The following is a 19685-nucleotide window of genomic DNA, read 5'->3' on the forward strand; positions in this document are numbered from 1 at the left end:
CCTGTTTCCTTTACCGGTCAAGCACATTTATGCGCGTCAAACTGTTACCGATGATCCTGCTGGCAGTGCTGTCGTCTGGCGCGCTGGCAAGCACCTCCGCCACTGGCCTGGTGGCCGCCGCCCGCAGCCAGGTCGGCGTGACCCTGTCTTACGATCCGCGCTACGAACGGCTGGCCTATCCGGGTGGCGACGTGCCGCTCGAGCGCGGCGTGTGCACCGACGTGGTGGTGCGCGCCTACCGCAAGCTGGGGGCCGACTTGCAGGTGCTGGTGCACCAGGACATGAAACAGGCGTGGGAGGTCTACCAGAAGAAGGGGCGTTGGCAGATGAAGGCGCCGGACCGCAATATCGATCACCGCCGCGTACCGAACCTGGCGACGTTTTTCGGCCGCCACGGCAGCAGCCTGCCGGTCAGCAAGGATGGCGGCAACTACAAGCCGGGCGATATCGTGACCTGGATGTTGCCGGGCAACCTCACGCATATCGGCATCGTCAGCGACAAACAGGCCGCTGGCGGCGTGCCGCTGGTGATCCACAATATCGGCGCCGGCGCCAGGGAAGAAAACATCCTGTTCGCCTATCCCGTCACCGGCCATTACCGCTGGCAGGGCAAATAATCAGGGCGCCATGTCCTGCAAGATGCCCATCAGTATGCCCAGCGCCGCATCGATGTCCAGCGTGTCGATGGCGCCATAACCCAGGTACAGCCCTTGCCGGTGTGGCACGCCGTGATAAAACGGCGCGATCGACAGCAGCCCCACGCCGTCCCGGCGCGCGCGGCGCAGCAGTTGCGCCACATCGAGCGGCACGTGTTCGTTGACCAGCGCGGCCACGTGAAAGCCGGCCGTGGCCGGCACCAGTGCAAACCACGGCGCCAGCGGGCCGTCGAACCAGTGCCGCAGCCGTTCGCGCCGGCCCGCATACACATCGTGGCAGCGGCGGATATGGCGCAGCAAGTGGCCGTCCTCGATAAAGCGGGCCAGCGCCAGTTGCACCAGGCTGGGCGTGTGCCAGTCCGTCAGGTGTTTCACGGTCTGCACGGCGCGCACCAGCGCTGGCGGCAGCACCACATAACCCATGCGCAATTCCGGCAGCATGGTCTTGGAAAAACTGCCCACATGGGCCACCAGGCCGTGGCGGTCCATGCTTTGCAGCGCGTCGGTGGGCCGGCCTTCGTAGCGGAAGGCGCTGTCGTAATCGTCTTCGATAATGATGGCGCCCAACTCGCCCGCGCGCGCCAGCAGCGCCTGGCGGCGCGCCGTGCTCATCGGCATGCCGAGCGGGAACTGGTGGGTCGGCGTCGCATAGATCAGCCTGGCGCCATCGGGAATTTGCGCCACCACCATGCCTTCCTCGTCCACCTCCACGCCCACCACATGCGCGCCCATGGCCTCGAACAGCTGGCGCGCCATCGGATAGCCCGGCTCTTCCACCACCACCATGTCGCCCGCTTCCAGCAGGGCCTGTGCCAGTAGCGACAAGGCTTGCTGGGCGCCATTGGTGACCACGATCTGTTCGGGAGTGCAGACGATGCCGCGGCTGAATGCCGCGTGGCCGGCGATGGCCGTGCGCAGCACCGGCAGCCCGGCCACCGGCGCGTAGTTGCCGCGCTCGCCGCGCTCCTCGCGCAGCGCGTGTTGCACGCAGCGCCGCCATTCGTCGTGCGGAAACAGGGCCGGCGTGGCGCGTCCGCCGATAAAGGTGTAGCGCGGAAATTCGCTGCGCGGGCCCTGCACCAGCGGCAGCGGCATGGCGTCCCAGTGCGCCAGGCGTGCGCTGCTGGCAAGCGGGGCGCCGGAAGGGCGGGGCGGCGGTGAAGCTGGCGGCGCCTGCACGAAGCTGCCGACGCCGACCTTGCCCACCAGCAGCTGTTCATAGCCCAGCCTGTCATACACGTCCGAGACGGTCTTGCGTGACAGCCCCAGCTGGCTGGCCAGCAGGCGCGACGGCGGCAGTTGCTGGCCGTCGGCCAGGCGCCCGCCGCGTATCGCCTCGCTCAACTGGCGGTACAACTGGCCGCCCAGGTCGCGCCTGCCTTCCAGGCTGATATGTAATTCCATGGTGATGGTCTGCTGTTTTCAGGGGAAATTGGCCTGCCGCGGCCAGTGGCCGCGCTTCTACAATGGTGCATCTCTACTTTATCAAGGAAAGCCATCATGACACAGCAACGACACGATTTTGCCCAGGCTTCGCCCGACGCCAACAAGGCCATGTATGCGCTCGAAGCGGCCATCGCCAAACTCGGTATCGAGCATTCGCTGATGGAACTGATCCGCCTGCGCGCCTCGCAAATCAATGGCTGCGCCTTTTGCGTCGACATGCATACCAACGACGCGCGCAAGGCCGGCGAAACCGAGCGTCGCCTGTACGCCGTCTCGGTCTGGCACGAAACGCCGTTCTTCACCGCGCGCGAACGGGCGGTGCTGGCCTGGACCGAAGCGCAGACCCTGATCGCGCAAGCCCATCCGTCCGACGAGGCGTATGCGGCGCTGGCGGCCGAACTGACGCCGGCCGAAATGGTCAACGTCACCCTGGCCATCGGCGCCATCAATACCTGGAATCGCCTGGCCGTGGGTTTCGGCAAGATGCCGGCATAAGCTGAGCGTTCGTTCGCGTACAGACGCTGGCCGTGGCCGTGCTTAAGCTGAGGGCACGACTTATCAGCCAGGAGCAGCCATGGAAGCAAATGTGGGCGACGTTACCGAAAAGACGTCCGAGCAGCAGGAAGCGGCACGCCGCGAGTTCATCGCCGAACTGTGGCGGCGCTTCGAAGCCTTGCAGGAATGGGCGGTGGGCCACTGGCCCGACCAGCAGCATCCCCTGAGTTCGGCCGACTTCGTCGAGTCGCGCAAGGAAATCCTCGGCCTGCGCTCGCCGGCCGGGCCCTTGGGCCAGCCGTCGCAACAGGGCGAAGCGGAGCCGGAGGATGGCGGGGCGCAGTACCGCGATGTGACACCGGCGCCCTGGCCGTAATCCGACACCACCGTTGGCCGCGTTAACAATGTTGTCGGATTACGCGCGTAGCGCTAATCCGACCTACGCATTCCCTGCGCCAGCACCCAGCACGCCAGCGCCACCACCAGTCCACCCATCACCCCATACGCCAGGTTCAAGGCGCTGTCGAACAGCAGCGGCGCGACCAATCCCGACACCAGCGCGAACAGCAGCATCTGGATGAATGACTGCATCGACGACGCCAGGCCGCTGTTGTTGGGGAAGTGGTTCAGCGCCATCAGGGTCATCGGCGGCATCGCCAGCGACAGGGCGAACGAGTAGAAGAACAAGGGCAGCACGGCCCATGGCACTTCGGCGGCAAAGAAATAGTTATAGACGATATTGACGGCGGCCGCCACCAGCATCAGGGCAAAGCCGGCCCACACCATCTGGCGCTGGCTGTAGCGGTGGGCGACCTTGCTCGACAGGGCCGAACCGAACACCATGCCGCTGATCAAGGGAATGAACAGCCAGGCAAACGCCGTTTCCGGCAGGTGCAGGATATTGATGATGAAGTAGGCGGCCGAACCGATATACAGGGCGAAGCCGCCGAAGGCCGCGCCGATGGCCGTCGACAGCAGCAGGAACTGGCGGTGGCGCAGCACATTCCAGTAGTTGACGGCGATGCTGCCCAGGTGGAAGGCGTGGCGCTGTTCCTTCGGCAGGCTTTCCGGCAGGGCGCGCCAGACGACGACAAACATCAGCACGCCGAAGGCAGTCAGGAACCAGAAGATCCAGCGCCAGCCCAGGCCCACCTGCAGCCAGCCGCCCAGCACGGGCGCGATCGCCGGCGCCAGCGCAAACACCATCATGATGTGCGAGAGGATTTTTTGCGCTTCGGCGCCCGAGTAGCGGTCCTGCACGATGGCGCGGCCGATGACGGAACCGGCGCCGGCCGACAGGCCCTGCAGCACGCGCCAGGCCAGCAGAGCGCCCAGCGAGGGCGCCAGCGCGGCGCCGACCGAGGCGATCACGTACAGCACCAGCGACACCAGGATCACCGGGCGGCGGCCGAACGAGTCTGACAGGGTGCCGTAGAACAGCATCATGAAGGCAAAGCAAAACAGGAAAAAGCTCAGGGTCTGCTGCACCAGCAAGGGGCTGGCGTTGAAGTCGTGGACGATGGCGGGGAAAGACGGCAGATAGGTATCGATGGCCAGCGGTCCGACCATCGCCAGGCCCGCCAGTATCCAGGTTAATAATTTAGTCATGTTCTACAGTGATTTTGTTAGTCCGCCATTTTACGCTAGCGGGCCGGATGCTGTTGGCGGCCGCCTTGTTCCGGCTGCCGATATGCGTTTTTCGCATATCGATGCATGAAATGCTTCCTTGGACTTGCGGCCCGCAGCCGCTAAGCTGGGGCGACCCGGCCTGCGCGCCGTTTTATTTGAAATGAACAGCCATGCACAGCATTGATACTCCGGCCGGCGTCGACGACACGGTCCAGTGGAACCTAGGTCCCGTGATCGCCGCGCTGCGCGTGTCGCGCGAAGAAAAGCACAAGATCCGCCACAATGGCCGCGTGCGCGAACTGCCGTCGCGCGAGGCCCTGACCACCATCGTCAACGGCCTGTCGGCGGCGCTGTTTCCCACCCATTACGGGCGGCCCAACCTGACCGATGAAAGCATCGATTATTTTGTCGGCGACACGCTCAACACCACGCTCAACCGCTTGAGCGAGCAAGTGCGGCGCGGCCTGCTGTTTTCCGTGGCGCCGGGGGATCCACACACCGAGGCCAGCGACGACGCGCTGGCATCAAAAGCGCGCGACATCACGCGCGAGTTCGCCGCCAGCCTGCCCGACATACGCGCGCTGCTGGTGTCCGACGTGCAGGCCGCCTACGCGGGCGACCCGGCCGCCACCTCGGTGGCCGAGATCATGCTGTGCTATCCGGGCACCATCGCCATCTTGTACCACCGCCTGGCGCACCGGCTGCACACGCTCGGCTCACCGTTCCTGGCGCGCCTGGTGGCCGATATCGCCCATACCCTGACCGGCATCGACATCCACCCTGGCGCGCGGATCGGCGCGAGCTTCTTCATCGACCATGGCACCGGCGTGGTGATCGGCGAGACGGCCATCATCGGCGAGCGCGTGCGCCTGTACCAGGCCGTGACCCTGGGCGCCAAGCGCTTCCCGGCCGACGCATCGGGCGTGCTGATCAAGGGCACGCCGCGCCACCCCATCGTCGAAGACGACGTGGTGATCTACGCGGGCGCCACGGTGCTGGGGCGCATCACGATCGGCGCCGGCAGCACCGTGGGCGGCAATGTGTGGCTGACGCATAGCGTGCCGGCGAACAGCAATGTGTCGCAGGCCCAGTCACGGCATGATTGATTATTTCACCGCCTCATAGCGCGCCACCGCCACGCCATCCTTCAACAGCAGCAGCTGCTGGCCGTCAAAGCGGTAGCCATTGACGGTGCCCAGGCTTTTCAGCAGCTGGTTTTCCAGGTCCATGTCGGCTTTTTCACAGGCCATCATGGTGCCGGCGAACTGCGAGAACGTCAGCGTGCTGCTGCCGTTGGTGCCGTAGGCGCCCATCATCTGGTTGCAGCCGCTGTGGCCGCTGACACGGCCGTCGTTGAAGACGATGGTCACGTCGCGCTGGCGCGGCGGCGTGCGCGTCACCGGCTGGCCATTGAACTGCTTGAGCTTCCAGATGGTGCCGGCCAGCGGCGGCGCCGGCTTGGCGGGAGTATTGGCGACAGGCGCGCCGGCGGCCTGGCCGGCGGGCGGGGTTTGCGCGCAGCCGGCGATCAGGGCGGCTGCGGCAAGCAGGGACAGGGTGCGGGAAAACGTCAACATGGCGGTCCTCAGTGTAAAGAATGGCGGCAGATTAGCAGAAGTGCGCCTGCAGGTGCGTACGCTTGCCCGGCGCTTATTGTTTTTCGCTGTCCAGGCGCGTGGCCAGCGCGCTGCGCGCGGCTGCCGCATAGGCGCGGCAGGCGCCGGCATCGACAAACGCGTCAACCCCTTTGTCGGCGCTCGCCGCCAGCCTTTGCCACAGCGTCGATGCTTGCGGCAGCGCCGACACCAGCACATCGCAGGGCAGCTTTTCCAGCAGGTCAAAACTGTGCGCGAAGTCGTCCAGCGCGTTCGGATATTCGCTGCTGGCGCTGAACTTGAAGCCGGGGCGCGACACGGGTTCCAGACTGTCCGCATACACCATCTCCAGGCAGCGGCCGGCCTCGCACGATTGCCAGCTCCACGACAGGCCGCCCGGCGTATGGCCGGGCGTGGCATGCGCCGTCAGCTTGAGTGGGCCCGCCGTAAAATGGTTGCCGTCGCGCGCCAGGCGCATGTCGCTCACGGGAGGGAATGTGGCGGCCGCATGGTATTGCGGATCGTCCGGCCCCACCTCGCCGGCGGCCAGGTCGAGTGCCGACGACGGGCTGGCAAAGACCAGCGCATCGCTGCGCCGCTGCAGTTCGGCCAGGCCGCCCGCATGCTCGGCATGGCCATGCGAATTCATGATCATCCTGACGTCTTCGATGCGAAAGCCCAGCGCGGCGATATTGGCGATGATGGTGCCGGCAGACTCGGGCAGGCCGGCGTCGATCAGCACATGGCCTTCGTTCGAGGTGATCAGCACGGAACTGGCATCCTGCGTGCCCACATAATAGGTATTGGCGTACAGCCGAAACGGCGCCAGGCTTTGCGCCTGCGCCGGCAGCGGTGCAGCCAGTGGCGCGGTCAGCAACAGCGCAAGCAGGCGTGGAAGGAAAGGGGGCATTGCGGTCCTTGTCAGTGGCCAGGGTGGCCTATGCTGACATGGAAAAGGGCGCCGCGCAAATGCGGCGCCCGTTCAGATCGCGTGCGCCGCGTGCAGTTCGCCGAGGATGGCGTCTTTCAGCGCGGCCTGCGCGGCAGGGGCGCGCGAGCGCGGGCGGGGCGCCGTCACGTCGTAATGGGCGCGCGGCGGGCCGGCGCGCGTATCGAGCATGACGATGCGGTCGCTCAGGTACAGCGCTTCGTCGATATCATGCGTCACCAGCAGCACCGTCAAGCCGTGGCGCGCGGCGACATCGGCCAGCAGGTCCTGCAGCTTCATGCGGGTAAACGCGTCGACGGCGGAAAACGGCTCGTCCAGCAGCAGGATGCGCGGCTGGCCGAACAGGCCGCGCGCAATCGCCGCCCGCTGCGCCTGCCCGCCCGACAGTTGCTTGGGCAGGCTGTTTGCCAGGCCGTGCAGGCCCGTTTCGTCAAGCAGTTGCGCCACCTTCGGATCGTGCTCGCCTTTCGGGCCCAGGCCAAAGGCGATATTTTGCGCCACCGTCAGCCAGGGGAACAAGCGCGGTTCCTGGAAGATCAGGCCGATATCGCCATGCACGCCGGAGAGCGGCTTGCCGTCCAGGCGCAAGCTGCCGCGAAAGTCGCCATCGAGGCCGGCCACGATGGACAGCAGGCTGCTCTTGCCGCAGCCGCTGGCGCCGATCAGGCTGACGATCTCGCCTTGCCGCAGCTGCAGCTGCAGGTTATGCAGCACGCGGCGCGCGCCATAGGCCTTTTCATGAATGGTGATGTCGAGCAGTGCGGTCATGTGTCGAGGCTTTCTTCAGGCAGGGGCATAGCTGTCGCGCCAGGCCAGCAAGCGGTTTTCCAGGCGCTGCATCAGGCTGTCGCTGGCCTTGCCCAGCAGGGCCAGCAGCACGATGGCGGCCAGCACGATATCGGCGCGGCTGGTTTCGCGCCCGTCGCTGAGCAGATAGCCCAGGCCCTGGCTGGCGGCGATCAGTTCGGCCGCCACCATGAACATCCAGGCCAGGCTCAGGCCATTGCGCAGGCCCGTGAAAATCGCGGGCAGGGCGGCCGGCAGCAACACGCGCCGCGCCAGCGCGGGCCGGCTCAAGCGGTACATGCGGGCCGCGTCGATCAGCTTGCGGTCGACGTCGCGGATGCCCGAGGCCACGCCCATATACACGGGAAAAAAGGCGCCGATGCCGATCAGGACCAGCTTGGGCGCTTCGTCGATGCCCAGCCACAGCAGCAGCAAGGGCACCCAGGCCAGCGACGGAATCGCGCGCAGCGCCTGGAAGGTGGGGTCCAGCAGCGCTTCCGCCGTGCGGTTCAGGCCCACTGCCGCGCCCAATAGTATCGCCAGCAGCGCGCCACCGGTAAAACCGATGGCCACGCGCACGGTACTGGCCAGCACATGGCCGGCCAGTCCCTGCTGCGCCAGGCCGGCGATGGTGGCGGCAATCTCCGAGGGCGCCGGCAGCAGATTGGCCGGTATCAGGCCCGTGCGCACGCCGGCTTCCGCCGCGATCAAGGCCAGCAGGGGCAGCAGCAGGCCAACCGCCGCGCGTGGCAATCTCAGCGTGCGGCGCGCGCCGGTATCAGATTCGGACGCCGGTGCGGTGAGCGTGTCTCTGGCCATGACGGGTCCTATGCCTTCTTGATATAGGGGATGGCAAAGCGCGTATCGACCAGGTCCGTGATGGCGCGGTTCAGGTCCGCGCCCGGCTTGACCAGCGCTTCTTCGACCAGGATGGGGGCGGCCACCAGCAAGGCTTTTACATGCTCGGTCGACGGCTGCGGATTGCTGAAGTCACTGCGCAATTTGACTTGCAGCAGCGCCACCGGCAGGCTGACCTTGGCTTCCTCGGCGAGGATTTTTGCCGCTTCGGCCGGATTGGCGATGGTCCAGGCGCGCGCCCGTTCATAGGCCTGGATGACCTTGCCCACTTCGGCCGGCCGGCTGGCTAAAAAGTCTTCGCGCACGTTCAGGAAACCGTAGGTATTGAAGGCCACGTTGCGGTAGATCAGGCGCGAGCCCGCTTCCAGTTCGCTGGCCGCCATATGCGGATCGAGACCCGCCCAGGCATCGACCTTGCCCTGTTCCAGCGCCGCGCGTCCATCGGCATGCTGCAGGCCCACGTGTTCGATGTCATTGCGTTTCAGGCCCGCCGTTTTCAGGGCGCGCAGTAAAAACAGATACGGGTCGGTACCCTTGGTGGCGGCGACTTTTTTTCCTTTCAGGTCGGCGATGCTGCGGATAGGGCTGTCCTTGCGCACCACCAGCGCCGTCCATTCGGGGCGCGAAAAGATATACGGCGCGCGGATCGGATTGCCGTTGGCGCGCGCCAGCAGGGCGGCCAGGCCGGCGCTCGAACCGATATCGATGCTGTTGGCGTTCAGGTATTCCAATGCGCGGTTGCTGCCGGCGCTTAGCACCCACTTGATGCTGGTGCCGTCCCCTTTGAACGCTTCTTCCAGCCAGCCGAAGCGGCGCAGCACCAGGCTGGTGGGCGAATAGTAGGCGTAGTCCAGGCGCAGTTCTTTGAGCGGCGCCTGCGCGGCGGCGCGGGCCAGGTTGGGCAAGCTGCCGATGGCGGCGCCGGCCGCGGCCAGCTGTAATACGGTTCTGCGTTTCATGAAGTCCTTGGGTAGAAATGGAAAGTCAGGCCGCCAGCGCGGCGGTGTCGTTCGTGATGCTGACCTGCCGGCCCGCATGGCTGACCGGCAGGCGCGGACCCTGGCCGAAGACCTTGTGGCGCAGGCTGCCCTCGTCATATTCGGTGCGGTAGCGCCCGCGCCGCTGCAGTTCGGGCACGATATGTTCGACCACGTCCGCCATGCTGTCGTGGGCGACGGCAAACGCCAGGTTGAAGCCGTCGATGCCGGTGTCCTCCAGCCAGCTTTCCAGCTGGTCCGCTACCTGCACGGCGTCGCCGACAATCACGGGGCCGCGGCCACCGAGGCCGATATACTGCGCCGCTTCGCGCACGGTCCAGGTCCGGTCCGGGTCGGCCTGGCTGAACGAGGCCAGCGCCGAGCGGCCCGCTTCCGAGTCGATATATTCGATGGTGGCGTCGAGCGGAAAGCGGCTGAAATCCACGCCGGTCCAGCCGGACAGCAGCACCAGCGCCGCTTCGATATTGATATGGCTGGCGTAGTCCTCGTATTTGGCGCGCGCCTCGGCTTCGGTGGCGGCCGTGATAATCAGCGCCTGCGCATAGATCACCAGCGCGTCGCCGTCGCGCCCGGCTTGCCGCACGGCCGCGCGCAAGTCGTCCGCATAGCGTTTCACCACCGTCTTGCTGGGGCCACTGACAAAGGTCGCTTCCGCATGGCGCGCCGCAAAGCGCGTACCGCGCGGCGAGGTGCCGGCCTGGTACAGCAGGGGCGTGCGCTGCGGCGATGGTTCGCACAAGTGAATGCCCGGCACTTTGTAATGGCGGCCCACGTGGTTGATCGCGTGTACGCGGGCCGGATCGGCGTAGACGCCGCGCGCCTTGTCGTTCACCACCGCATCGTCATCCCAGCTTTTTTCCCACAGCTTGTAGACCACGTCGAGATATTCGTCGGCCAGGTCATAGCGCTCGTCGTGCCCCAGTTGCTGGTTCAGGCCCAGGTTGCGCGCCGCGCTGTCCAGGTAGCCGGTGACGATATTCCAGCCTATGCGCCCTTTGGTCAGGTGATCGAGGGTGGAGATGCGCCGCGCGAAGGTATACGGATGCTCGTAGGTGAGGGCGCAGGTGACGCCAAAACCGAGGTGGGTGGTGGCCTGCGCCATCAGCGGCACCAGCGCCAGAGGGTCGTTGAGCGGCACTTGCACGCCGTGCGTCAGCGCCGCGTCCAGGCTGCCCTGGTACACGTCATACACGCCCAGCACATCGGCCAGGAACACCGCGTCGAACAGGCCTTTTTCCAGCAGCCGCGCCAGTTCGGTCCAGTGGGCGGGGTCCGTATAGCGGTGACTGCGGTCGCGCGCATGTGTCCACAGTCCCGGCGACTGGTGGCCGACGGTGTTCATCTGGAAGGCGTTGAAGCGGATGGTTTTGCTCATTATTTCGATGCCGTTTGCAGCGCCTGCTGATAGTCCGGTTTGACATAGCCGGCAAAGTGCTTGTTGGTGATCTCGAGGAATTCACGCGAGCGGTAGGCGGCCGCCAGGTCTTTGGCGAACTGCTTGTCCTTGTCGGCCGTGCGCACCGCCACCAGGTTGATGTAGTTGGGCGGAATTTTCTCGGCCACCAGCGCCTCCGTCAGCTTCAGGCCCGAGGCCAGCGCGAAATTACCGTTGATAAAGGAGTAGTCGGTGTCGCCCAGCGAACGTGGCAGCTGCGCCGCTTCCAGCGGCAGGATCTTGATCTTCTTGATATTGACGGCGATATCCTTTTCGGAGGCGCGCACCGGATCGATATTCTCGCGCAGCTTGACCCAGCCCAGCTGGTCGAGCAGCACCAGCGCGCGCGCCTGGTTGGTCGGATCGTTCGGCAGGCCGACGGTCGAGCCTTCCTTCACTTCCGCCAGCGACTTGTGCTTCTTGCTGTACAGGGCGATCGGCGCCGTCGGCACCTGGATCAGGTCCGTCAGGGCCAGCTTGTGCTCGAGCGCGAATTTTTTCAGGTAGACGATATGCTGGAAGGCATTCGCGTCCAGCGACCCTTCGGCCAGCGCGAAGTTCGGCTGGATATAGTCATTGAATTCCACCAGCTTGACCTTGTAGCCCTGCTTTTCCAGGATGGGCTTGATGCCCAGCTTGATCTGGTCCGCATACGGACCGGCGCTGGCGCCGATGGTGATGTCTTTCGGGTCCTTGGCGTGGGCGAAATTGGTGGCCAGGGCAAGCGTCAATGCGCTGAGAAGAAGGGTGCGGCGGGTGGTGGTCATGGCGGTGTCTCCGTATGGTTGTGGTGGTATCAGGAATAAGCGGTCGGCTCAGACAAAGTGCCCGACAGCGCATAGCGCCCCAGGTCGCGCAGCTTGTAGTCGACCGGATCGTGCAGGGTATGCACGCGCACGTTGCGCCAGTAGCGGTCGTAGCCATATTGGGCCGAGGTCGAGCGCGCGCCCGTCAGTTCGAACATCTGGCTGCTGATTTCCAGCCCCGCCTTGTGCGACAAGACCTTGGCTTCGGCCACGGCCACGGCCAACTGGCCCCGCTCCTGCGCCGTCACCAGCGCGCCCTTGCGGAATACCGTGTCCAGCTCCTGCGCGGCCAGGTCGGCCAGCACTTGCGCGGGGCGCAGCAGCAGCCATAGCTGGCCGTAGCGGTGCTGCACCAGCGGATCGTCCGCCGCCTGCGCCACGCCCGAGGCAAACCAGGCTTTCGCCTGCTCGCTGGTGTAGGCGCGCGCCGCTTCGAAGGCGCCTTCGGCGATGCCCAGGTAGAGATTGGTCATGATCAGCTGCGCGATCTGCGAGCGCACGGTGGCCTGTGGCGTGGCCGCTTGCGCGGGCGCCTGCAGCACCAGGTCCGCCGGCAGCGACACCTGCTCGAAATGCACATTGCCGCTGTCGGTCTGGCGCTGGCCGAACGCATCCCAGTCCGGCTGCACGGTGATGCCGGTCTGCCCCGTGGGCAGGGCGGCGATCAGCGCCGTTTGCGTGGGCGCATGCCAGGCCGATACCGTCAGCCAGTCGGAACCCACCGAGCCGGAAGAAAAACTCTTGATGCCCTCTAAAACAAAGCCGTCGACGCTGTCGGTCGCCGTCACGCGCTTGTCCAGCGGATTGAGGGCATTGCCCCAGAACAGGCGCTCTTCGACGGTCAGGGTCAGCAAACGGCGCTGCTGCTGGGCGCTGCCATACAGCTGCAATCCGGCCAGCTGCAAATGGTGAAAGCCGAAGACGTGGGCCAGCGCGCTGTCGGCGCGCGCCAGGATGCGGATCACCTGGTACACCAGCGGCCAGGATGCGCCCTGGCCGCCGAACTGCGTGGGGATCGACAGGGTCAGCAGGCCGGACTCGCGTATCCATTCACGCTCCTGGGCCGCATGGCCGCCGGCCTGGTCGCGGGCGTTGGCGGTGTCGGCCAGGCGTGCGGCAAGGGCGGTGGCGACGGAGATGGCGTCAGGTGGCGAGACAGGCGCTTGCGGCGCGGTGGCATAGATAAAGGCAGCGGACATGGCGGTCATTCCAGAAAATCGATGCAGCCAGTATTGCATCGGAATTCAGCCGTCGTACACGAAGAAAAGCGCACATGGATATGCGAAAAAATTTGACCTGCGACATTGCGTGAGGTTTGCGGGGCGTAGTAGCGCGTTAGTCGAAAAACACATATCGAAGCGTGAAAGCATTCGTTTTATCCGGCCGTTGATGGCGATAGGCTGCATGCATATCCAGCAACGCCTATCGACAACCTTCAGGGGACGGACATCACATGAGCATCCTTTTACTGGGCGGCAGCCCGCACATACCTTCGAGCTCCAGCCGCTTGCTGCTGCATATCGGCGAACAGCTGGCGCTGCATGGCCACACGTACAGCAAGCTCGATGTACGCGACCTGCCGGCGCGCGCGCTGCTGCAGGCCGACTACAGCGATGCGGACATCGCCGGCGCCGTGCGCGCCGTGGCCGAAGCGGACGCCATCGTGATCGCCACGCCCATTTACAAAGCGTCGTACACGGGCCTGCTGAAAGCCTTCCTCGACCTGCTGCCGCAAGACGGCCTGGCCGGCAAGCTGGTGCTGCCGCTGGCCACCGGAGGCGGCCACGCCCACACCCTGGCGCTCGACTATGCTCTGCGGCCGGTGCTGCACGCACTGGGCGCCAAGCAGGTGTTTACCAGCATCTACGCCAATGCGCAGCAGCTGGACTGGCATGAAGAGCGCGGCCTGAGCCTGGACGCGCCGATCGAACTGCGGGTGCAGGCCGGCATCGCCGAAGTGTCGGCCGGCCTGTTCATCCTGCAGGGCGCACGCCGCCCGCTGGCCGCCAATAGCGACAGGGCGGTGGACGACACCCCGGCCCAGCCTGAACGCTCGCTGCAGCAGCAACCGTACACCGCCTCTTTGCAAACCGCCTGATTCACCATTTTTATTTCACAGGAAACCGCCATGACCGATCGCCAAGAAAAACGCCTTTCCCGCCGCACCACCGTGGGCTTGCTGTTTGCCGCCGTCGCCGGTGTGATGACGGCCGGCATGCCGACCATGGCGCAGGCGCAAGCCAAGGGCGAGGTGCGTATCGGCTATCAGAAATACGGCACATTGACCTTGCTGAAAGGCCGCGGCACCCTGGAAAAACGCCTGGCAGAGCAGGGCGTGAGCGTGAAATGGACGGAATTTCCGGCCGGCCCGGTGCTGCTCGAAGGCCTGAACGTGGGCAGCATCGACTTCGGCACCGTTGGCGAAGCGCCGCCGATCTTCGCACAGGCGGCTGGCGCCAACCTGGTCTACGTCGGCAATGAACCGCCGTCGCCGGCCAGCGAAGCGATTGTCGTGCCCAAGGGTTCTTCCTTGCGCACGCTGGCCGATTTGAAGGGCAAGAAAATCGCCCTGAACAAGGGCTCGAACGTGCATTACCTGCTGTTGAAGGCGCTTGAAAAAGCGGGCGTGGCCTATGCCGATATCCAGCCCGTGTTCCTGCCGCCGGCCGATGCGCGCGCCGCCTTCGAACGCGGCAGCGTCGACGCCTGGGCCATCTGGGACCCGTTCCTGGCGGCCGCCGAAAAACAGATCGGTGCGCGCGTGCTGGCCGACGGCAAGGGCCTGGTCGCCAACTACCAGTTCTACCTGGCGTCGCGCACCTACGCTGAAAAAAATCCCGAGATCCTGCGCATCGTGCTCGACGAAGTGGCCAAGGTCGATGACTGGGGCCGCAACAACCCGGACGAAGTGGCGACCATCCTGTCGGCGCAGACGGGTTTGAGCAAAGATGTGGTGGCGCTGGCCGCCTCGCGCTATGCCTACGGCGTCAAGCCGGTGTCGGTCGATGTGATCGCGGCCCAGCAAAAAGTGGCCGACGCGTTTTCCAACCTGAAGCTGATCCCGAAACCCATCGTCGTCAAGGACGCGCTGCTGCCTGCCAAGCAAGTCGCCACCAAATAAAACAAGAGAGATAGCACATGTCATTGAATATATTCTGGTTCATTCCTACCCACGGCGACAGCCGTTACCTGGGCACCTCGCAGGGCGCGCGCGCCGTCGATGCCGACTACCTGCGCCAGGTGGCCGTGGCCGCCGATACGCTGGGCTACGACGGCGTGCTGCTGCCGACCGGCCGCTCGTGCGAAGACGCATGGGTGGTGGCGTCGTCCCTGATCAGCGTGACGCAAAAGCTCAAATTCCTGGTCGCCGTGCGCCCCGGCCTGTCGACACCCGGCCTGGCGGTGCGCATGGCCTCGACCTTCGACCGCCTGTCGAACGGGCGCCTGCTGATCAATGTGGTCACCGGCGGCGACCAGGGCGAATTGGAAGCGGACGGCCTGTTTGCCGACCACGCCAAGCGCTATGAAATCTCGGATGAATTCATCAAGGTCTGGCGCGCCACCCTGGCTGGCGAGGGCGGCGCAGCTGGCTACGATTTCGAGGGCAAGCATATCCAGGTCAAGGGTTCGAAAACCCTGTATCCGCCGGTGCAGAAACCGTATCCGCCGCTGTATTTCGGCGGCTCGTCGGAGCCGGCGCATGAACTGGCGGCCGAGCAGATGGACGTCTACCTGACCTGGGGCGAGCCGCCTGCCGCCGTGGCCGAAAAGATCGCCGATATCCGCGCGCGCGCCGCTAAAAAAGGCCGCACGGTGCGCTTCGGCATCCGCCTGCACGTGATCGTGCGCGAAACCAACGAGCTGGCCTGGCGCGCGGCCGATGAGCTGATCAGCCACCTGGACGACGAAGTCATCGCCAAGGCGCAGGCGGCGTTTTCCAAGATGGATTCGGTGGGCCAGCAGCGCATGGCGGCCCTGCACGGCGGCAACCGCGACAAGCTCGAAGTGTCGCCGAACTTGTGGGCCGGCGTCGGCCTGGTGCGCGGCGGCGCCGGCACGGCCCTGGTGGGCGACGCCGAAACGGTGGTGGCGCGCATCAAGGAGTACGCGGACCTGGGCATCGATACCTTTATTTTCTCGGGCTACCCGCACCTGGAAGAATCGTACCGCTTCGCCGAGCTGGTGTTCCCGCTGCTGGGCAAGGGCAAGGCCGTCGGCGAGCAGTCGCTCTCCGGTCCTTTCGGCGAAGTCATGGCCAGCAATATCGTGCCGGCGGCAAGCCAGAAAAAGGCGGCCTGAGATGGCGGCGGCTACCCTCAAGGCTGCGCCGAATCCATGGCGCGACAACCTGGCGCCGTGGGCCTTGCCGGTGGCGCTGCTGCTGGGCTGGCAACTGGCTTCGCAGCTGGGCTGGCTGTCCAGCCGCATCCTGCCCGAACCGTGGGCGGTGGCAAAGGCCTTCTGGACCCTGGCGGAGTCGGGCGAGCTGTGGCTGCACCTGAAAACCAGTTTGTGGCGGGCCACGGTCGGTTTTGGCGTGGGCGCCGGCCTGGGCTTGCTGCTGGGGCTATTGACGGGCAGCTTCCGCCATGCCGAAACCCTGCTCGACACCACCTTGCAGATGGTGCGCAATATCCCGGCGCTGGCCCTGATTCCGCTGGTGATTCTATGGTTCGGCATCGACGAAACGGCCAAGCTGTTTTTGCTGGCGGTCGGCGTGTTCTTTCCCGTTTATTTGAACACCTTCCACGGCATCCGCTCGGCCGACCAGGGCCTGATCGAAATGGCCAGGAGCTATGGCCTGTCCGGCTGGCCCCTGTACCGCGACGTGATCCTGCCGGCCGCCATGCCATCGATTTTGGTCGGCGTGCGCTTTTCGCTGGGCCTGGTGTGGGTGCTCCTGATCGTCGCCGAGACCATTTCGGCGCAGGCCGGTATCGGCTACATGACCATGAATGCGCGTGAGTTCCTGCAAACGGACGTCGTACTGGTCGGCATCCTGCTGTACGCCTTGCTGGGCAAATTTGCCGACCTGTTCTCGCGCCGGCTCGAACGCCACTGCCTGCGCTGGAACCCTGCCTACCGATAAGAGAAGGAATCATCATGCTGCTAGCCCCGATCCAGATTGAAACGGATTTGTTTTCCCATTTCGCACAGGATGACTCTGCGACGCCTGCGAAAGCGAAGCTGGCGCCCCGTCCTGCCAGTGAACGCAGTGGCGTGCCGCTGGCCTTGATCAACCTGAGCAAGACCTACACCACGCGGCCGGTACTGAAAAACGTCGACCTGAAGCTGGAAGCCGGTGAATTCGTCGCCATCGTCGGGCGCAGTGGCTGCGGCAAGAGCACCTTGCTGCGCTCGATCGCCGGCCTGGAAAGCATCGACGAAGGATCGATCACGGTCGGCTCGGGCAAGCTTGAACCCGATATCCGCATCATGTTCCAGGAAGCGCGGCTGCTGCCGTGGAAGACGGTGCTGGAAAACGTGGCGCTGGGCCTGCCGCGTGGCGTGGGGGCTGCCGCGGCGTCGTTGTGGACGGTAGGCCTGGCGGAGCGGGCCGACGAGTGGCCGGCGGCCCTGTCGGGCGGCCAGAAACAGCGCGTGGCGCTGGCGCGCGCCCTCGTGCACGAACCGCAGCTGCTGCTGCTCGACGAGCCGCTGGGGGCGCTCGATGCCTTGACGCGCATCGAGATGCAGCAGCTGATCGAGTCGCTGTGGCTGGCGCGCGGTTTCACGGCCGTGCTGGTCACGCATGACGTGGCCGAAGCGGTGGCGCTGGCCGACAGGGTGCTGCTGATCGAGGACGGCCAGATCACGCTCGACGTGCAGGTCGACCTGCCGCGTCCGCGCCAGCGCGGCAGCGCGGCGTTCGCGGCGCTGGAGCAGACTATTCTTGGGCGCGTATTGCGGCCGGCGGCAGCGGCGACTGCGCCAGCACGATAAAGCCTTCTTCGTCGATGGTGGCCAGCATCGCTTCATAGCTGGCGATGCTGGGGTGGCGCGTGGCCAGCGGATGGGCGTGCGTGGCCGTGATCACCATCACCTTGGCGCCGGCCGCTTCACCGGCTTCGATGCCGACCGAGGCGTCTTCGAACACCAGGCAGTCGGCGGGCGACACGCCCAGTTTTTCCGCCGCCAGCAGGTAGCAGTCCGGCTTTGGCTTGCCGGCCTTGACGTCTTCGGCCGTCACCATCACGGCGGGCACCGGCATGCCGGCCGCCTTTAATCGCGCCACGGCCAGCGCGCGCGGCGCCGAGGTGACGATGGCCCACTGCGCGGGCGGCAGCGATTGCAAAAAGCGCTGCGCGCCGGTGATTTCAATAATCCCTTCCACATCGATGATCTCGGCATCCGTGATGCCCTGCGCTTCCTGGCGCGGATCGAGGCCGGGCAGGGCCAGCTTGGCGATGGTGTCGACCGAGCGCGCGCCGTGGATGGTGGGTAAAAAGGTCGCCACGTCCAGGCCCTGGCGCTTGGCCCACAGGCCCCAGATACGTTCGGCGGCGGCGATCGAATTGATCACCGTGCCGTCCATGTCGAACAGAAAAGCGCGATAGCGGCCATGCTTGTTTGTGACGGCAGCGGAGGTTGATGCGGGAACGGCGGACATGGCTTCCTTCCAAAAGTAGGGTGGAAGCCATTGTAACGGCAGTGCGTTTTTATTTCAGGTAGACGGACTCATAGCGGGCCACCGGCGCACCATCCTTGAGCAGTATCAACTGCTCGCCTTCGATGCGAAAGCCGGTCACGCTGTTCAGATGCGCCAGCACGGCGCTTTCCAGCTGCATCGCGGGCGGTGGGCACATCATGCGTGTGCCGCCCAGTTGCGTAAAGCGCAGCACATCGGCGGCCACCGTGTAGCCGCCCATCACGCGGTTGCAGCCCGTGAAACCACTGACCTTGCCATCGTCGCTCAAGGTGATGCGCACCTCGCGCTCCTGTTCCGGCGTCATCGCGACGCGGGCGCCATGGAGTTCCACCAGCTTCCAGTAGGTATTCGTCAAGGAAGCCGTCGATGCGACAGGGGCGGTACTGGCGCAGCCGGCGGCCAGGCTGATGGCGGCGGCAAGCGGCAGCAGCCGGGCAAATTTGAAAACGGGGAACATGGACCTTCCTTCTGTCAGATAGTGGAGAGGTCAGCCTAACAAGAAACGAGGATGTTCAGCGCCGGTTTGACGGAGCGGAACTTGAAGTGCCTTTTACACCTTCTGAGATATAGAACAAATAGATAAATTTCCGATCTAACACCTATGTCTTTGCGAAAACCAATAAGTTTCTCCTTGTCTCCTTGTCTCCTTGTTATTAATTGCTAATATATTATTTTAAAAATAAAAATGGCCGAAATGTTCATGCTCTAATTTGAAAAACTGCGCAAGTCAGTGTCGATTTTTTTGTACTTCGGCGATGGAAAATTTCGTTAATGGCGTTGCCTGAGAATTGTCAGCCAACTTTAAGTGGTAGTCTTACAGTTTAGTAAAAATAATTGATTGAAACATGGGTTATTTTTATTTTTAAACTGGAATAGTTGTTAAATGGATTTAATAATGGAAAAAATATTTGATCCGAATAAAAGTTTGATTAATCTTGGGGTGGTTAGATTAAGTATTGCCATGATATTTATAGCGGCTATTTTTTCTTTTTTTGTGGTTATAAACGGCCAGAATATGATATTTAGGCTGGATTATGTTGGTCTGAAGTTTGCGATTGAGTATTTCGGCGTACCAATATCAATATGCGCATTGTCCATCCCTGTTGTCGCTTTGTTGGCGAAAAATCATCGGTCAGAGCAAACAAGAGAGCAAATACGAACAGCTTCTATCCAGAATACATTCGCGAATTACCATAAGCATATGGAGGAGTTTGAAAAATATCTAATACGAACACATGAAAGAATTCAAAATCTTGCTGATTTAAATAAGGTGGGAAACGGGCCGATTGAAACTGCTAAGGAAGCACTGATTTATTCATTTGGCACCGTTCCCTGCTGAGGTCCGACCTGAGACAATAACGGCATCCCCACTGTCCCCCATCG

Annotated in this window: 22 protein-coding genes; 10 read left to right on the forward strand and 12 right to left on the reverse strand. The window is 64.0% G+C overall.

Annotation, left to right across the window (positions count from 1 at the left end; all coding sequences use genetic code 11):
* Positions 1-29: 29 nt before the first annotated feature.
* The gene (locus ACP7B7_RS07330) at positions 30-617 is read left to right on the forward strand and encodes a DUF1287 domain-containing protein (protein ID WP_308921979.1); all 588 of its coding nucleotides are present in this window, start codon (positions 30-32) and stop codon (positions 615-617) included.
* On the opposite strand, the gene ACP7B7_RS07335 is transcribed toward ACP7B7_RS07330, so the two are convergent.
* Positions 618-2060, reverse strand: coding sequence for a PLP-dependent aminotransferase family protein (locus ACP7B7_RS07335; RefSeq protein ID WP_308921978.1), 1443 nt, complete (start codon positions 2058-2060; stop codon positions 618-620).
* Between the two features lie 96 nt (positions 2061-2156).
* Here ACP7B7_RS07335 and ACP7B7_RS07340 point away from each other — a divergent pair, with 96 nt between their 5' ends.
* Both ACP7B7_RS07340 and ACP7B7_RS07345 read left to right on the forward strand, forming a co-directional pair.
* The gene (locus ACP7B7_RS07340) at positions 2157-2597 is read left to right on the forward strand and encodes a carboxymuconolactone decarboxylase family protein (protein ID WP_308921977.1); all 441 of its coding nucleotides are present in this window, start codon (positions 2157-2159) and stop codon (positions 2595-2597) included.
* A gap of 79 nt (positions 2598-2676) precedes the next feature.
* Positions 2677-2973: a hypothetical protein gene (locus ACP7B7_RS07345; protein WP_308921976.1), complete on the forward strand. Its 297-nt coding sequence runs from the start codon at positions 2677-2679 to the stop codon at positions 2971-2973.
* A gap of 53 nt (positions 2974-3026) precedes the next feature.
* Here ACP7B7_RS07345 and ACP7B7_RS07350 read toward each other — a convergent pair whose 3' ends face one another.
* Positions 3027-4205: a multidrug effflux MFS transporter gene (locus ACP7B7_RS07350; protein ID WP_308921975.1), complete on the reverse strand. Its 1179-nt coding sequence runs from the start codon at positions 4203-4205 to the stop codon at positions 3027-3029.
* A gap of 191 nt (positions 4206-4396) precedes the next feature.
* Between ACP7B7_RS07350 and epsC the strand changes: the two genes are divergently transcribed.
* Positions 4397-5332 (forward strand): serine O-acetyltransferase EpsC, encoded by a 936-nt coding sequence (gene epsC / locus ACP7B7_RS07355; protein ID WP_308921974.1) that lies wholly within the window; start codon positions 4397-4399, stop codon positions 5330-5332.
* On the opposite strand, the gene ACP7B7_RS07360 is transcribed toward epsC, so the two are convergent.
* From ACP7B7_RS07360 to ACP7B7_RS07395, 8 genes are all read right to left on the reverse strand, one after another.
* On the reverse strand, positions 5333-5803 hold the full coding sequence (locus ACP7B7_RS07360; protein ID WP_308921973.1) for an META domain-containing protein: 471 nt from the start codon (positions 5801-5803) through the stop codon (positions 5333-5335).
* Positions 5804-5876: 73 nt separating this feature from the next.
* A complete protein-coding gene (gene bla / locus ACP7B7_RS07365; protein ID WP_308921972.1) occupies positions 5877-6731 on the reverse strand; it encodes a subclass B3 metallo-beta-lactamase in 855 nt (284 codons plus the stop codon).
* A 72-nt stretch (positions 6732-6803) separates the two neighbouring features.
* On the reverse strand, positions 6804-7538 hold the full coding sequence (locus ACP7B7_RS07370; protein ID WP_308921971.1) for an ABC transporter ATP-binding protein: 735 nt from the start codon (positions 7536-7538) through the stop codon (positions 6804-6806).
* 15 nt (positions 7539-7553) lie between these two features.
* The gene (locus ACP7B7_RS07375; RefSeq protein WP_308921970.1) at positions 7554-8375 is read right to left on the reverse strand and encodes an ABC transporter permease; all 822 of its coding nucleotides are present in this window, start codon (positions 8373-8375) and stop codon (positions 7554-7556) included.
* A gap of 8 nt (positions 8376-8383) precedes the next feature.
* Positions 8384-9373 (reverse strand): aliphatic sulfonate ABC transporter substrate-binding protein, encoded by a 990-nt coding sequence (locus ACP7B7_RS07380; RefSeq protein WP_308921969.1) that lies wholly within the window; start codon positions 9371-9373, stop codon positions 8384-8386.
* 25 nt (positions 9374-9398) lie between these two features.
* On the reverse strand, positions 9399-10787 hold the full coding sequence (locus ACP7B7_RS07385) for an LLM class flavin-dependent oxidoreductase (protein ID WP_308921968.1): 1389 nt from the start codon (positions 10785-10787) through the stop codon (positions 9399-9401).
* On the reverse strand, positions 10787-11614 hold the full coding sequence (locus ACP7B7_RS07390; RefSeq protein ID WP_308921967.1) for a MetQ/NlpA family ABC transporter substrate-binding protein: 828 nt from the start codon (positions 11612-11614) through the stop codon (positions 10787-10789). Before ACP7B7_RS07390 ends, ACP7B7_RS07385 begins: the two co-directional genes overlap by 1 nt.
* Before the next feature lie 29 nt (positions 11615-11643).
* A complete protein-coding gene (locus ACP7B7_RS07395; RefSeq protein ID WP_308921966.1) occupies positions 11644-12852 on the reverse strand; it encodes an acyl-CoA dehydrogenase family protein in 1209 nt (402 codons plus the stop codon).
* 254 nt (positions 12853-13106) lie between these two features.
* Here ACP7B7_RS07395 and ssuE point away from each other — a divergent pair, with 254 nt between their 5' ends.
* The 5 genes from ssuE to ACP7B7_RS07420 are packed head-to-tail and all read left to right on the forward strand — an operon-like array spanning position 13107 to position 17596.
* Complete coding sequence (gene ssuE, locus ACP7B7_RS07400) at positions 13107-13751, forward strand: NADPH-dependent FMN reductase (protein ID WP_308921965.1); 645 nt, start codon at positions 13107-13109, stop codon at positions 13749-13751.
* Between the two features lie 30 nt (positions 13752-13781).
* Positions 13782-14774, forward strand: a complete 993-nt coding sequence (locus ACP7B7_RS07405) for a sulfonate ABC transporter substrate-binding protein (RefSeq protein ID WP_308921964.1) — start codon at positions 13782-13784, stop codon at positions 14772-14774.
* Positions 14775-14791: 17 nt separating this feature from the next.
* Positions 14792-15952 carry an FMNH2-dependent alkanesulfonate monooxygenase gene (ssuD, locus tag ACP7B7_RS07410; RefSeq protein ID WP_308921963.1) on the forward strand — a complete coding sequence of 387 codons (1161 nt, stop codon included), beginning with the start codon at positions 14792-14794 and terminating at the stop codon, positions 15950-15952.
* A 1-nt stretch (position 15953) separates the two neighbouring features.
* On the forward strand, positions 15954-16742 hold the full coding sequence (gene ssuC / locus ACP7B7_RS07415; protein ID WP_308921962.1) for an aliphatic sulfonate ABC transporter permease SsuC: 789 nt from the start codon (positions 15954-15956) through the stop codon (positions 16740-16742).
* Positions 16743-16756: 14 nt separating this feature from the next.
* Positions 16757-17596, forward strand: a complete 840-nt coding sequence (locus tag ACP7B7_RS07420; RefSeq protein WP_308921961.1) for an ATP-binding cassette domain-containing protein — start codon at positions 16757-16759, stop codon at positions 17594-17596.
* On the opposite strand, the gene ACP7B7_RS07425 is transcribed toward ACP7B7_RS07420, so the two are convergent.
* On the reverse strand, positions 17541-18263 hold the full coding sequence (locus ACP7B7_RS07425; protein WP_308921960.1) for an HAD-IA family hydrolase: 723 nt from the start codon (positions 18261-18263) through the stop codon (positions 17541-17543). The two genes, ACP7B7_RS07420 and ACP7B7_RS07425, sit on opposite strands and share 56 nt — an antisense overlap.
* A gap of 49 nt (positions 18264-18312) precedes the next feature.
* Positions 18313-18759: an META domain-containing protein gene (locus ACP7B7_RS07430; RefSeq protein WP_426076213.1), complete on the reverse strand. Its 447-nt coding sequence runs from the start codon at positions 18757-18759 to the stop codon at positions 18313-18315.
* 438 nt (positions 18760-19197) lie between these two features.
* On the opposite strand from ACP7B7_RS07430, the gene ACP7B7_RS07435 reads away from it, so the two are divergent.
* The gene (locus ACP7B7_RS07435) at positions 19198-19641 is read left to right on the forward strand and encodes a hypothetical protein (protein ID WP_426076214.1); all 444 of its coding nucleotides are present in this window, start codon (positions 19198-19200) and stop codon (positions 19639-19641) included.
* Positions 19642-19685 lie beyond the last annotated feature (44 nt).

This window comes from Janthinobacterium sp. PSPC3-1, from assembly GCF_049896105.1.
Taxonomy (GTDB): domain Bacteria; phylum Pseudomonadota; class Gammaproteobacteria; order Burkholderiales; family Burkholderiaceae_D; genus Janthinobacterium.

Excerpts from the sequence above, each read along its gene's own strand:
- ACP7B7_RS07385 (WP_308921968.1), bottom strand. The coding sequence starts at position 10,787 with ATGAGCAAAACCATCCGCTTCAACGCCTTCCAGATGAACACCGTCGGC.
- epsC (WP_308921974.1), top strand. The coding sequence starts at position 4,397 with ATGCACAGCATTGATACTCCGGCCGGCGTCGACGACACGGTCCAGTGG.
- ACP7B7_RS07350 (WP_308921975.1), bottom strand. The coding sequence starts at position 4,205 with ATGACTAAATTATTAACCTGGATACTGGCGGGCCTGGCGATGGTCGGA.
- ACP7B7_RS07380 (WP_308921969.1), bottom strand. The coding sequence starts at position 9,373 with ATGAAACGCAGAACCGTATTACAGCTGGCCGCGGCCGGCGCCGCCATC.
- ACP7B7_RS07340 (WP_308921977.1), top strand. The coding sequence starts at position 2,157 with ATGACACAGCAACGACACGATTTTGCCCAGGCTTCGCCCGACGCCAAC.
- ACP7B7_RS07375 (WP_308921970.1), bottom strand. The coding sequence starts at position 8,375 with ATGGCCAGAGACACGCTCACCGCACCGGCGTCCGAATCTGATACCGGC.
- ACP7B7_RS07430 (WP_426076213.1), bottom strand. The coding sequence starts at position 18,759 with ATGTTCCCCGTTTTCAAATTTGCCCGGCTGCTGCCGCTTGCCGCCGCC.
- ACP7B7_RS07330 (WP_308921979.1), top strand. The coding sequence starts at position 30 with ATGCGCGTCAAACTGTTACCGATGATCCTGCTGGCAGTGCTGTCGTCT.
- ACP7B7_RS07345 (WP_308921976.1), top strand. The coding sequence starts at position 2,677 with ATGGAAGCAAATGTGGGCGACGTTACCGAAAAGACGTCCGAGCAGCAG.
- ssuC (WP_308921962.1), top strand. The coding sequence starts at position 15,954 with ATGGCGGCGGCTACCCTCAAGGCTGCGCCGAATCCATGGCGCGACAAC.
- ACP7B7_RS07335 (WP_308921978.1), bottom strand. The coding sequence starts at position 2,060 with ATGGAATTACATATCAGCCTGGAAGGCAGGCGCGACCTGGGCGGCCAG.
- ssuE (WP_308921965.1), top strand. The coding sequence starts at position 13,107 with ATGAGCATCCTTTTACTGGGCGGCAGCCCGCACATACCTTCGAGCTCC.
- ACP7B7_RS07360 (WP_308921973.1), bottom strand. The coding sequence starts at position 5,803 with ATGTTGACGTTTTCCCGCACCCTGTCCCTGCTTGCCGCAGCCGCCCTG.
- bla (WP_308921972.1), bottom strand. The coding sequence starts at position 6,731 with ATGCCCCCTTTCCTTCCACGCCTGCTTGCGCTGTTGCTGACCGCGCCA.
- ACP7B7_RS07390 (WP_308921967.1), bottom strand. The coding sequence starts at position 11,614 with ATGACCACCACCCGCCGCACCCTTCTTCTCAGCGCATTGACGCTTGCC.
- ACP7B7_RS07405 (WP_308921964.1), top strand. The coding sequence starts at position 13,782 with ATGACCGATCGCCAAGAAAAACGCCTTTCCCGCCGCACCACCGTGGGC.
- ACP7B7_RS07425 (WP_308921960.1), bottom strand. The coding sequence starts at position 18,263 with ATGTCCGCCGTTCCCGCATCAACCTCCGCTGCCGTCACAAACAAGCAT.
- ACP7B7_RS07435 (WP_426076214.1), top strand. The coding sequence starts at position 19,198 with ATGGAAAAAATATTTGATCCGAATAAAAGTTTGATTAATCTTGGGGTG.
- ACP7B7_RS07420 (WP_308921961.1), top strand. The coding sequence starts at position 16,757 with ATGCTGCTAGCCCCGATCCAGATTGAAACGGATTTGTTTTCCCATTTC.
- ssuD (WP_308921963.1), top strand. The coding sequence starts at position 14,792 with ATGTCATTGAATATATTCTGGTTCATTCCTACCCACGGCGACAGCCGT.
- ACP7B7_RS07395 (WP_308921966.1), bottom strand. The coding sequence starts at position 12,852 with ATGTCCGCTGCCTTTATCTATGCCACCGCGCCGCAAGCGCCTGTCTCG.
- ACP7B7_RS07370 (WP_308921971.1), bottom strand. The coding sequence starts at position 7,538 with ATGACCGCACTGCTCGACATCACCATTCATGAAAAGGCCTATGGCGCG.